Source organism: Streptomyces sp. NBC_00490, assembly GCF_036013645.1.
In the GTDB taxonomy this organism is placed as follows: Bacteria; Actinomycetota; Actinomycetes; order Streptomycetales; family Streptomycetaceae; genus Streptomyces; species Streptomyces canus_F.
Genome location: NZ_CP107869.1, coordinates 7,914,752 through 7,926,579 on the forward strand (window position 1 = coordinate 7,914,752; position 11,828 = coordinate 7,926,579).

At 70.1% G+C, this 11,828-nt stretch carries 13 protein-coding genes and 1 pseudogene; 8 read left to right on the forward strand and 6 right to left on the reverse strand.

What is annotated here, in order from left to right; genetic code table 11:
• Positions 1-218 precede the first annotated feature (218 nt).
• The 4 genes from OG381_RS36070 to OG381_RS36085 all read right to left on the reverse strand — a co-directional run bounded on the left by OG381_RS36070 (position 219) and on the right by OG381_RS36085 (position 4,149).
• The gene (locus tag OG381_RS36070; RefSeq protein WP_046262412.1) at positions 219-455 is read right to left on the reverse strand and encodes a hypothetical protein; all 237 of its coding nucleotides are present in this window, start codon (positions 453-455) and stop codon (positions 219-221) included.
• A gap of 289 nt (positions 456-744) precedes the next feature.
• Positions 745-2,202, reverse strand: coding sequence for a catalase (locus OG381_RS36075; protein WP_327720191.1), 1,458 nt, complete (start codon positions 2,200-2,202; stop codon positions 745-747).
• A gap of 174 nt (positions 2,203-2,376) precedes the next feature.
• Complete coding sequence (locus OG381_RS36080) at positions 2,377-3,267, reverse strand: 2-hydroxy-3-oxopropionate reductase (protein ID WP_327720192.1); 891 nt, start codon at positions 3,265-3,267, stop codon at positions 2,377-2,379.
• 42 nt (positions 3,268-3,309) lie between these two features.
• Positions 3,310-4,149: a TIM barrel protein gene (locus OG381_RS36085; protein ID WP_327720193.1), complete on the reverse strand. Its 840-nt coding sequence runs from the start codon at positions 4,147-4,149 to the stop codon at positions 3,310-3,312.
• A 139-nt stretch (positions 4,150-4,288) separates the two neighbouring features.
• Here OG381_RS36085 and OG381_RS36090 point away from each other — a divergent pair, with 139 nt between their 5' ends.
• From OG381_RS36090 to OG381_RS36120, 7 genes are all read left to right on the forward strand, one after another.
• The gene (locus OG381_RS36090) at positions 4,289-4,540 is read left to right on the forward strand and encodes a hypothetical protein (RefSeq protein WP_327720194.1); all 252 of its coding nucleotides are present in this window, start codon (positions 4,289-4,291) and stop codon (positions 4,538-4,540) included.
• Complete coding sequence (locus OG381_RS36095; protein ID WP_327720195.1) at positions 4,537-4,905, forward strand: helix-turn-helix domain-containing protein; 369 nt, start codon at positions 4,537-4,539, stop codon at positions 4,903-4,905. Before OG381_RS36090 ends, OG381_RS36095 begins: the two co-directional genes overlap by 4 nt.
• A 121-nt stretch (positions 4,906-5,026) precedes the next feature.
• Positions 5,027-5,536, forward strand: a complete 510-nt coding sequence (gene uraD, locus OG381_RS36100) for a 2-oxo-4-hydroxy-4-carboxy-5-ureidoimidazoline decarboxylase (protein ID WP_327720196.1) — start codon at positions 5,027-5,029, stop codon at positions 5,534-5,536.
• Between the two features lie 6 nt (positions 5,537-5,542).
• On the forward strand, positions 5,543-5,935 hold the full coding sequence (uraH, locus tag OG381_RS36105) for a hydroxyisourate hydrolase (protein ID WP_327720197.1): 393 nt from the start codon (positions 5,543-5,545) through the stop codon (positions 5,933-5,935).
• Positions 5,936-5,939: 4 nt separating this feature from the next.
• Positions 5,940-6,863, forward strand: coding sequence for a factor-independent urate hydroxylase (pucL, locus tag OG381_RS36110; RefSeq protein ID WP_327720198.1), 924 nt, complete (start codon positions 5,940-5,942; stop codon positions 6,861-6,863).
• A 100-nt stretch (positions 6,864-6,963) separates the two neighbouring features.
• Positions 6,964-8,340 (forward strand): 8-oxoguanine deaminase, encoded by a 1,377-nt coding sequence (locus OG381_RS36115; protein ID WP_327720199.1) that lies wholly within the window; start codon positions 6,964-6,966, stop codon positions 8,338-8,340.
• 236 nt (positions 8,341-8,576) lie between these two features.
• Positions 8,577-9,944 carry a nucleobase:cation symporter-2 family protein gene (locus OG381_RS36120; protein ID WP_327720200.1) on the forward strand — a complete coding sequence of 456 codons (1,368 nt, stop codon included), beginning with the start codon at positions 8,577-8,579 and terminating at the stop codon, positions 9,942-9,944.
• Here OG381_RS36120 and OG381_RS36125 read toward each other — a convergent pair.
• A pseudogene (locus OG381_RS36125) lies at positions 9,945-10,037 on the reverse strand (chitosanase); the annotation flags it as partial.
• Between the two features lie 3 nt (positions 10,038-10,040).
• Positions 10,041-10,841, reverse strand: coding sequence for an AraC family transcriptional regulator (locus tag OG381_RS36130; RefSeq protein ID WP_327720201.1), 801 nt, complete (start codon positions 10,839-10,841; stop codon positions 10,041-10,043).
• Positions 10,842-10,935: 94 nt separating this feature from the next.
• Here OG381_RS36130 and OG381_RS36135 point away from each other — a divergent pair, with 94 nt between their 5' ends.
• The gene (locus OG381_RS36135) at positions 10,936-11,790 is read left to right on the forward strand and encodes an SDR family oxidoreductase (protein WP_327720202.1); all 855 of its coding nucleotides are present in this window, start codon (positions 10,936-10,938) and stop codon (positions 11,788-11,790) included.
• Positions 11,791-11,828: the final 38 nt, after the last annotated feature.

The following is an 11,828-nucleotide window of genomic DNA, read 5'->3' on the forward strand; positions in this document are numbered from 1 at the left end:
GGTCCAACCGGGGGGTTGGGCCGCCCCCTCGGCGCGTCCCCCCGGTGCGGATCCCCCGCCGAGGCCCGCCGCCCCCGTGCCGGCGGGCCCCGTGTAGAGGAGAATGTGCCCTGACCCAGGGGCAGTTGAAGCCCCCGGAGGCGGGTTCAGAGGTTGATTTGAGGGTTCCGTAGCCCGCGTACGCCCGGTGGCGTAGGCGGGCCGAGTGCGTACGGGGCTCAGTGCTCGTGGTGCTCGGACAGGCCCGGCCAGTCGTCCGGGCCGCCGCCCTGCCATTCGACGATGTCGCTCACCTCGACCTCGACCACGTCGAGATCGGCGAGCCGCAGCAGTTCCACGACGTCGTCCAGATGGGAGGCGACGCCGAGGTTGTGGTCGTCCGCGGTGACCCGCCGGGAGCCGTCCAGGGCCGGCGAATGCACCACGACATGCGGATGGTGCGCTGGATGTGCCATGCCTCCAGCGTCCTGCGCGGACGCCGGGAGCGCACCCCCGGAGACGGCGAAGAGCGCCCGCACGGGACCGTCCGTGTCAGGCGCTCTTCGTCTTCTCTGGGACCGCGGCGGCGGCGACGGAGCCGGGGCGCCCTTCCCTCAGGTCGAGAAGGGGGTCCGGTCCTTCACCACCGCACTGGCTCGCACGCCGCCGCGGTCCGCACCCTGCCCGTGCCCCGTACCGGGGACCACCCCTCATCCGGGTCGCCCGGCGTCCGGGCGCGAGCAGGGAGCTCTTCTCCCGGGAGGCTCAGTCCTCGCGCAGGGCGCGGACCGCCTCCTCCACGCGCTTGCCGTACTCCGGGTCGGCGGCGTGGAAGTGGGCCAAATTCTTCTCGATCACGTCGTCGCGGGAGACCTGCGAGAGGCCGCCGGCGATGTTCGCGACCAGCCGGGACCTCTCGTCCTCGGACATCAGGCGGTACAGCTCGCCGGCCTGGAAGAAGTCGTCGTCCTTGGTGTGCTGCGGGGCCTCGTGCGTGCCCGTCCAGCCGTGGAGGGCCAGCGGCGCCGACAGCGGGCGGCCGGTCTCGGCCGGGCCGTCGTACGAGTTCGGCTCGTAGTTCTTCGCCGCGCGGCCCTGGGAGTTGGACGCCATGACACCGTCACGGCCGTAGTTGCGCGCCGTCGTCGCCCTCGGGGCGTTCACCGGGAGCAGGGTGTGGTTGACGCCCAGACGGTAGCGCTGCGCGTCCGCGTAGGCGAACAGCCGGCCCTGGAGCATCTTGTCCGGCGAAGGACCGATGCCCGGCACGAAGTTGTTCGGGGAGAACGCGGCCTGCTCGACCTCGGCGAAGACGTTGTCCGGGTTGCGGTCGAGGACCAGACGGCCGATGCGCTGGAGCGGGTAGTCCTGGTGCGGCCACACCTTGGTGAGGTCGAAGGGGTTGAAGCGGTAGTCCGCCGCCTCGGCCGCCGGCATGATCTGCACGTACAGCGTCCAGGACGGGTTCACGCCCCGCTCGATGGCCTGGAGCAGGTCCGTCTGGTGCGAGTTGGCGTCCTTACCCGCGAGTTCGGCACCCTGCTCGGCCGACAGCGACCGGACGCCCTGGTTCGTCTTGAAGTGGTACTTGACGAAGAAGGCCTCGCCCTCGGCGTTCGTCCACTGGTAGGTGTGCGAGCCGTAACCGTTCATGTGGCGGTACGACGCCGGGATGCCGCGGTCGCCCATCAGCCAGGTGATCTGGTGCGTGGCCTCGGGGGAGTGCGCCCAGAAGTCCCAGACGTTGTCCGGCTCCTGCCTGCCGGTGAACGGGTCGCGCTTCTGCGAGTGGATGAAGTCCGGGAACTTGATGGGGTCCTTGATGAAGAACACCGGGGTGTTGTTGCCGACGAGGTCGTAATTGCCCTCCTCGGTGTAGAACTTGACCGCGAAGCCGCGCGGGTCGCGCACCGCGTCCGCGCCGCCGAGCGAGTCGGCCACGGTCGAGAAGCGCAGGAAGACCTCGGTGCGCCGGCCGACGGAGCTCAGGAAGTCGGCGTACGTGAAGCCGGTGACGTCGTCCGTCACCTCGAAGTAGCCGTACGCGCCGGAGCCGCGGGCGTGCACCACGCGCTCCGGGATGCGCTCACGGTTGAAGCGGGCGAGCTTCTCCAGCAGGTGCTGGTCCTGGAGGAGGAGCGGACCGCCGGCGCCGGCGGAGGCGGAGTTCTGGTTGTCGGCGACCGGGGCGCCGGACTCTGTCGTGAGCACGCGCTGCGACATCAAGGACCTTCCGTACGGGAGTCAGCGGAGGCTTCGGAAAGGAACTTCCGCTTTGTGGAGCCTAGGTTTGGGGCGATCTGGACGTCAACACTTTGTTGAAGTTGATTCCGGGCGGCGCCGCCGCTTGGGCGCGACAGGACAGGTGTCAGCGGCGGCGCCGCCCGGGGTCTTGGGTCAGACCTGGGCGCCGGAGAGGCGCTCCACGGCCCGGAGCAGTGCGGAGTGGTCCAGTCCGCCGTCGCCCTGCGCACGCAGCGAGGCGACCAGCTGGGCGACGACCGCGCCGACGGGCAGGGCCGCGCCGACGTTGCGGGCGGCGTCGGTGACGATGCCCATGTCCTTGTGGTGCAGGTCGATGCGGAAGCCCGGCTTGAAGTCGCGGCTGAGGAAGTTGTCCTTCTTGCGGGTCAGCACGGTCGAACCCGCGAGTCCGCCGTTCAGGACGTCCAGCGCGGCCTTCAGGTCCACGCCGGACTTCTCCAGGAAGACCACGGCCTCCGCGCACGCCTGGATGTTCACGGCGACGATCAGCTGGTTGGCGGCCTTCACGGTCTGGCCCGAGCCGTGCGGACCGCACAGCACGATGGTCTTGCCGAGGGCGTCGAGAATCGGCTTCGCGGTGTCGAAGTCGGCCTGCTCGCCGCCGACCATGATGGACAGCACGGCCTCGATCGCGCCGGCCTCGCCGCCGGACACCGGGGCGTCCAGGACGCGGATGCCCTTGTCCTTCGCCGCCTTCGCCAGGTCGACCGAGGTCTGCGGGGTGATCGAGGACATGTCGATCACCAGGGCGCCCGGCCGGGCGTTCTCGAGGATGCCGTCGGGGCCGTAGGCGATGGCCTCGACCTGCGGGGAGGCCGGCACCATCGTGATGACCACGTCGGCGTCCTTGACGGCCTCGGCGATCGAACCGGCGGCCCTGCCTCCGGCGGCGGCCAGGCGGTCCAGCTTGTCCTGCTCCAGGGTGAAGCCGGTGACGTCGTAGCCCGCCTTGACCAGGTTCTCGGACATGGGGGAGCCCATGATGCCGAGGCCGATCCAGGCGATCTTGGGAAGAGTGCTCATGACGGGGGTGCCTCTCTGCGTCCTACGTGGGTGGGGTGGCCCTCAACGGGCCGCGCGGGCCTCGGCGGGCAGCCAGTCGAAGGCCTCGGCGCTCGGACGGTCGCCCGGCTTGTACTCCAGGCCGACATGGCCCTCGTAACCGGCCTTCCTCAGCTGGTCGAGCAGCTCCTCCAGTGGCAGCGTCCCCGTGCCCGGGGCGCCGCGACCGGGGTTGTCGGCGATCTGCACATGGCCGGTGACCGAGGCGAACTCCTCGATCACCGACGGCAGGTCCTCGCCGTTCATGGACAGGTGGTAGAGGTCCATGAGGAAGCGCGCGTTGTCCAGTCCCGTCGCCTCGTTGACCTTGGCGACGATCCCGGCCGCGGCCGGCGCCGACACCAGCGGGTACAGCGGCGACTCGGGCTTGTTCAGCGCCTCGATCAGCAGGATCGCGCCGATCCGGTCGGCCGCTTGCGCCGCGAGGACCAGGTTCTCCAGCGCGAGCGCGTCCTGCTCGGCCGGGTCCACGCCCTCGACGCGGTTGCCGTACAGGGCGTTGAGGGCCTTGCAGCCCAGGGACTCGGCGAAGTCCGTGGCCACGTCGATGTTGGCGCGGAACCGCTCCGACTCCTCGCCCGGCAGCGACAGGGCGCCGCGGTCCGGGCCCGGCAGCCGCCCGGCGTAGAAGTTCAGCCCCGTGAGCTGGACGCCCGCGTCCTCGATCGCCCTCTTCAGGGCGTCGAGCTCGGACTGCTCGGGAGTGGGGGAGTCGATCCAGGGCCACCACAGCTCGACCGCGGTGAAGCCCGCCGCGGCGGCGGCCGCGGGGCGCTCCAGGAGCGGGAGTTCCGTGAAGAGGATCGACAGGTTGACGTTGAAGCGCTGCTCTGCGAATCCCATCGGGGGTCTGCGCTCCCTTCCGTGTCGAGTGATTCCGTATTGCGGAAGTTCGTTTCTGCTTAATGGAAGATTGCCGCCGGGTGTCGCTGCTTGTCAAGAGGGGTCGGCGGAAGTACGTGCCGCGCGTTAGGTTGTGCGCGTGCGATTGAGAGTGGAGTTCACGACCGAGCCGTTCGACCTGGACGAGGCACCCGCGCACGCGCTGGTGGCCCGCGAGGTGGTCGAGGCGGCCGAGCTGGACGCGGTGGACGTCGGCCCGTTCGGCAACACGGCGGAAGGCGGGGCCGACGCCGTGCTCACCGCTGTCGACGCGCTGCTGCGCAGGTCCCTGGCGGCCGGTGCCACCCGGGTCTCGCTCCAGGTCAATGTGATCGGGGAGGGCGAGAAGTGACCGGCACGGGCGACGAGCCCTTCATCACGGCGGTGAAGCCGCTGGTCGACGCCATGGGCGGGGAGATGGTCCCGCCGGACGAGGCCGGCCCCGACGACGTGGTGCTCAGCTGGGCGGGCTCCGACGTGGTCGCCGTACGCCTGCCGCAGCTCGCGGACTCCCTCGATCACATCCTCGCCGCCATGGAGCGCAAGCAGGGCAAGCCGCTGGCCGACCTGGACCGCAAGGCCAAGCAGGAGGTCGTACGGATACTCGAGGCGCGTGGCGCCTTCTCCGTACGGCATGGCGTGGAGACCGTGGCGAGCGCGCTCGGGGTGAGCCGCTTCACGGTCTACAACTACCTCAATCGCGACAAAGGCGTCTGAACCGCACCCGCGCGCTTCGTAACCCGGAATTTTCAACAAAGTGTTGACGTGGTGTTGCGGAGGGCGTTAGCTAACGGGAGCCCGTTCAGTACGAAGGCCGTTCGCGGCCACGGAGGCTCCCGTGACTTCGACTTCCACGCCGCCGGGCCTTACCCGGTTCAACGCTCTCGAGGAGCACGCGGCGTTCGCCGCTCTCCACGAGGCGTGCGCCTCCATGGCATGGGCGCGACGGCTGCTCGCCGCCCGCCCGTATCCCACCGTCGACGCCCTCTACGCCGCCAGTGACGCCGCCATGGCCGAGCTGACCGCGGCGGACCTGGAGGAGGCGATGGCCGGGCACCCGCCCATCGGCCGCCCCAAGGACGGCGACCCGACCTCGGCGCGGGAGCAGCGCGGCATGTCCGGCGCCTCCGAGGACCTCAAGGCGGAGATGCTGGAACTGAACCTGGCCTACCAGGACCGGTTCGGCCATGTCTTCCTCATCTGCGCCACCGGCCGGACCGGCGAGCAGATGCGCGACGCGGTCAAGGAACGGATCGGGAACTCGCCGGAGCAGGAGCGGGAGATCGTCCGCACCGAGCTGGGCAAGATCAACCGTATCCGGCTCGCCCGACTCGTCGAAGAGGACTGACGCAGCATGAGCACCAGCACCACCGCCTCGGTGTCCACGCACATCCTGGACACCAGCCTCGGCCGCCCCGCGCAGGGTGTCGCCATCCAGCTCTCGGCCCGCGCGGGCCGGGACGCCCGGTGGCAGCCGCTCGGCGGTTCGGCGACCGACGCGGACGGGCGGTGCAAGGACCTCCCGGCCCTGCCGGAGGGGACCACCCACGTACGGCTCGACTTCGCCGTCGAGGCGTACTTCGAAAAGAAGCAAGCCGATGCGCAGCAGGACGCCCCCGCGAGTCGGGACAGCGGTGCCGTGTTCTTCCCCGAGGTGGCGATCACCTTCGCCGTCGAGCCCGGGGAGCACTACCACGTACCGCTGCTGCTCAACCCGTTCGGCTACTCCGTTTACCGAGGGAGCTAGCTAAATGCCCACGATCCTGGGACAGAACCAGTACGGCAAGGCCGAGAACCGAGTCGTAAAGATCACGCGGGACGGCGCCACCCACCACATCAAGGACCTCAACGTCTCGGTCGCGCTCTCCGGCGACATGGACGAGGTCCACTACTCCGGCTCGAACGCCAACGTCCTGCCGACCGACACCACCAAGAACACGGTGTACGCGTTCGCCAAGGAGCACGGCATCGAGTCCGCCGAGCAGTTCGGCATCCACCTCGCGCGGCACTTCGTGACCTCGCAGGAACCGATCAAGGTCGCACGGATCCGCATCGAGGAGTACGCGTGGGAGCGGATCGCCGCCTCCGACGCCAACTCGCAGTTCATCGGCGCGGACGAGGTCAAGCACTCCTTCGTCCGCAAGAACCAGGAGACCCGGGTCACGCAGATCACCTACGACGGTGAGAAGTGGGAGGTCGTCTCCGGCCTCAAGGACCTGGTGGTGATGAACTCGACCAACTCCGAATTCTGGGGCTACGTCAAGGACAAGTACACGACCCTGCCCGAGGCGTACGACCGCATCCTGGCCACCCAGGTCTCCGCCCGCTGGCGCTTCAACTGGACCGACGACGAGCAGCGGATGCCCAACTGGGAGAAGTCCTACGAGCAGGTGCGCAAGCACATGCTCCAGGCCTTCGCCGAGACCTACTCGCTCTCGCTCCAGCAGACCCTCTACCAAATGGGTTCGCGGATCATCAACAACCGCAGCGAGATCGACGAGGTGCGCTTCTCGCTCCCGAACAAGCACCACTTCCTGGTGGACCTGGAGCCGTTCGGGCTCAAGAACGACAACGAGGTGTACTTCGCCGCCGACCGGCCCTACGGCCTGATCGAGGCGACCGTCCTGCGGGACGGCTGTGAGCCGAAGATCCCGGTGGACCTCACCAACCTCTGATCAACTCCATCTGCGGCACCCGCGGCCCGCCTGGGCGGGCCGCGGCACTCAAATCCCGGGGTCCTGCCGTGCCCACTCCACACCGCGCAAAGGACGAACCATGGCAGCAGCCCAGCGCATCGTCATCGAGAACTGTTCGATCGCGACCGTCGACGCCGACGACACGGAATACGCGAGCGGTCACGTCGTCATCGCCGGCAACCGCATCGAGGCGCTCGGCGCGGGCAGGGCACCCGAGGGCCTGGAGAACGTCGTCCGCAGGATCGACGCCACCGGCCACCTGGTGACCCCCGGTCTGGTCAACACCCACCACCACTTCTACCAGTGGATCACCCGGGGCCTGGCCACCGACCACAACCTCTTCAACTGGCTCGTCGCGCTGTACCCGACCTGGGCGCGCATCGACGAGCCGATGGTCCGGGCCGCTGCCCAGGGCTCCCTCGCGATGATGGCCCGCGGCGGCGTCACCACCGCCATGGACCACCACTACGTCTTCCCGGAGGACTCCGGCGACCTGTCCGGCGCGATCATCGGCGCAGCGCGTGAGATGGGCGTCCGCTTCACCCTCGCCCGCGGCTCCATGGACCGCAGCGAGAAGGACGGCGGCCTGCCCCCGGACTTCGCCGTCGAGACCCTCGACGGTGCCCTCGCCGCGACCGAGGCGACCGTGAAGGAGCACCACGACTCCTCCTTCGACGCCATGACCCAGGTCGCCGTGGCCCCCTGCTCGCCGTTCTCCGTCTCCACCGAACTCCTGCGCGAGGGCGCCGAGTTGGCACGCCGTCTCGGGGTGCGTCTGCACACCCACGGTTCGGAGACCGTCGAGGAGGAGCAGTTCTGCAAGGAATTGTTCGGCATGGGTCCCACCGACTACTTCGAGTCCACCGGCTGGCTCGGCGAGGACGTGTGGATGGCGCACTGCGTCCACATGAACGACTCCGACATCGCCGCGTTCGCCCGGACGAAGACGGGAGTGGCCCACTGCCCCTCGTCCAACGCCCGGCTGGCCGCCGGTATCGCACGGGTCCCGGACATGCTGAAGGCCGGCGTCCCGGTCGGCCTCGGTGTCGACGGCACCGCCTCCAACGAGTCGGGCGAACTGCACACCGAACTGCGCAACGCGCTGCTCATCAACCGCCTCGGAGCCCACCGCGAGGCCGCCCTGAACGCCCGCCAGGCCCTGCGCCTGGGCACGTTCGGCGGCGCCCAGGTCCTGGGCCGCGCGAGCCAGACAGGTTCCCTGGAGCCGGGCAAGCTCGCCGACCTGGTGCTGTGGAAGCTGGACACCCTCGCCCACGCCTCCATCGCCGACCCGGTCACGGCACTGGTCTTCGGCGCGGCCGCCCCGGTCACGGCCTCCTTCGTCAACGGCCGCCAGATCGTCGAGAACAACCGTCTGCTGCACGTCGACGAGGACGCGATCGCGCGCTCCACGCGGGAGCAGGCACAGCGCCTGGCGAAGATCGCCGGTCACTGAACACCGTAGTGAAGTACGGCACCTGACTCCGGCCGGGAGGGACGGCTCCTGGCCGGCAGCCGTGAACCCGAGCGGGGTTCACGGCGGCCGTGTCCGGGGCGTGCGCCACACGCGCGCGCCCCGGAACGGTCTCCGCACCTCTCGCACGGCCCCGTCCTCCGGTCCCGCACGACCGCGCACCACCTCCAAGAAACCCACGTCAGAGCCGACGTGTTAGCTGACCCGGAGGAACCGCAGTGACCGCTCACCCCGTCGACGAAAAGCTCCCCGCACTCAAAATGGCCACCACGGGCCTCCAACACGTGGCCGCCATGTACGCGGGAGTCGTCGCCCCGCCCCTGATCGTCGGCGCGGCCATCGGCCTGTCCGGCACCGAACTCACCTTCCTGACCGGCGCCTGTCTGTTCACCGCCGGCCTAGCCACGTTCCTCCAGACCCTCGGGATCTGGAAGATCGGCGCCCGCCTGCCCTTCGTCAACGGGGTCACCTTCGCCGGCGTCGCCCCGATGACCGCGATCGTCGCGTCCACCGACGACAAGTCCGACGCCCTGCCGGTCATCTTCGGCGCGGTCATCGTCGCCGGTGTGCTGGGCTTCATAGCGGCCCCCTTCTTCAGCAAGGCGGTCCGGTTCTTCCCGCCGGTTGTCACGGGAACGGTCATCACGCTCATCGGCGTGTCCCTGCTGCCGGTCGCCTTCGGCTGGGCGCAGGGGCCCGACCCCGCCGCTGACGACTACGGTTCGACGACCTATCTGGGCCTGGCGGGCGCGACGCTGGTGATCGTGCTCCTTCTGCGCCGCTTCACCCGCGGGTTCGTCAAGCAGATCGCCGTCCTGCTCGGCCTGGTGATCGGCACCCTGGTCGCGATCCCCTTCGGGGTCACCGACTTCGGCCCGGTCGCGGACGCGGACGTGGTCGGCTTCCCGACGCCGTTCCACTTCGGCGCCCCGCAGTTCCAGATCGCCGCGATCGTGTCGATGATCGTGGTGATGGTGGTCTCGATGACCGAATCGACCGCCGACATGCTGGCGTTGGGCGAGATCGTGGACCGCCCGGCCGACGAGAAGACCATCGCGGCGGGCCTGCGCGCCGACACCCTCGGCTCGGCGATCAGCCCGCTCTTCAACGGCTTCATGTGCAGCGCCTTCGCCCAGAACATCGGCCTGGTCGCGATGACGAAGATCCGCAGCCGGTACGTCGTCGCCACCGGCGGTGCCTTCCTGGTGCTGATGGGCCTGTGCCCGATGGCCGCCTCGCTCATCGCCGTCGTACCCCGTCCGGTGCTCGGCGGCGCGGGCGTGGTGCTGTTCGGCTCGGTCGCGGCGAGCGGCATCCAGACCCTGGTCCGGGCCGGTCTGGACAAGGACAACAACGTCCTGATCGTGGCCGTCTCACTGGCCGTCGGGATCATCCCGATCACGGCGCCGGAGTTCTACCACGCGTTCCCCGAGACGGCGAAGATCGTCCTCGACTCGGGGATCTCGACGGGCTGTGTGGCCGCGGTGGTGCTCAACCTGGTCTTCAACCACCTCGGCAGGCAGCGCGACGCGCAGGACGTCACGCACCCGATGGAAGCTGGGGAGGAGATCGCGGCGGCGCACTGAGCCGATCGCGCAACTGTCCCCGCACACCTTCCACTTGAGTGGTGTGTCCAGGTCGAGATCGCCCTTGCGGAGAAAGACCCGCCGGGCGGTCTCGGCCTACGGCTTCAGGGGCCGCGGGTTCGCCTGGCACGGGGTGGCCGCGGGGAGCCGGCCGGTGAAGTACGAGCGGGGCGGGACGCCCATCAGGTCGCGGAAGTCGGACGTCATGTGCGACTGGTCGTAGTAGCCCGTGGCGGTGGCGAGTTCGGCCCAGGGAGCTGTCGTGGCGTGGGTGAGGACCGCGTGCACGCGGTTGATACGGGCGTAGTGCTTGGGGGACAGGCCCACACCCTCCGCGAAGAGGTTGCGCAACTGGCGTTCGCTGACGGCCAGTTCGCGGGCCACCTGGCTGACCTGCCCGGGGGCGCGGCCGATCCGCACCGACATGGCGTCGACCCCGGCCCGCACCAGCTCGGCGCGGTCGGACGTCCTGGTGAGCCGGTCCGGCAGCACGTCCGCCAGATGCGCCGCCGTCTGCTCGGGGGCCAGCCATCGCAGGTCACGGCCGAGTTCGCGTGCCGTGCCGGCCGGCAGTTCGTCCAGCGTGACGACCTTCCCCACCAGTTCGACCGCCGGAACGCCCAGCAGGGGGTGGGCCGTTCCGGGAGCGAGGCGCATCTCCAGGCAGGAGGCCAGGGCCTTGCCTTCGTGGTAGGAGGCCCGGACCCGAGGACCGACGGCGATGACGTCACGGTGCCCGGTCACTGCCACGCGTACGACGATCTTCGTGCCGACGTCCGGGAGATGGACGAACGACTCCTCGGGCGGGCCGAGGGCGGCCACGGTGCTGATCCCGGTGATCCAGGGACGCAGGGCCTCGGGCAGCGAAAGGGCCTGCTCTGCACGGGAGTTCGTCACCTCTTCACCGTAGACGAGCGCACGGCGCGCGGGGCGGGCGAACCGTGCCGGAATTTCCAAGAGCCTGGGCGCCTGTCCGGCGCACGGTGGGGACATGATCCTCGTTACCGGTGCCACGGGCACCATCGGAAGTGAACTCGTACGACAGCTCGCGGCGCGCGGCGAGAAGGTCCGCGCCCTGACCCGCGACCCGGCGAAGGCCCAGGTGCCGCCGGGGGTGGAGGTGGTGCGCGGGGACTACCTCGACCCCGGCTCCCTGGAGGGCGCGACGGCGGGGGTGACGGCCGCGTTCCTGCTGGGCGCCCCCGGTCCGGGCTCGCGGCACGACCAGGCGCTGGTGGCGGCCGCGGCCGCGGCGGGCGTCCACCGGCTGGTGAAGCTCTCCGCGATCGGGACGGGTGATCCCGAGGTCGGTCCGTCCGGCGAGTGGCATGTGCCCGGGGAGCAGGCGGTGCGGGACAGCGGCGCCGAGTGGACGATCCTGCGCCCCTCGTCCTTCGCCTCCAACACGCTGAGCTGGGCGCAGGCCGTCGGGCGGGGCGAGCCGGTGCCGAACATGACCGGTGACGGACTGTCCGGGGTGATCGATCCGCGAGATGTGTCCGAGGTCGCGGCCCGGGTCCTCGCCGACGGCGGGCACGCGGGGCGGACGTACACCCTGACCGGACCCGAGGCGATCAGCGTCCCCGAGCAGGCCGCGGTACTCGCCTCGGTCCTCGGCCGGCCGGTCGCGACCCGGGATCTCTCGCCGGAGGAGACCCGCGACCACCTGCTCACCGCGTGGGGCTTCGACGAGGCGCAGGCGGCGGGCGTCCTGGCGGGTACGGCCTTCGTGCGCCGGGGCGGCAACGCGGTCGTCACGGACGATGTGCCGGAGGTGCTGGGCCGGTCGGCCCGGACGTACCGGGAGTGGGCGGAGGACCACCGGCAGGCGTTCACAGCGGGGTGACAGGGTGGCGCGGTGGCGGACAGCGGGCCCGCCACCGA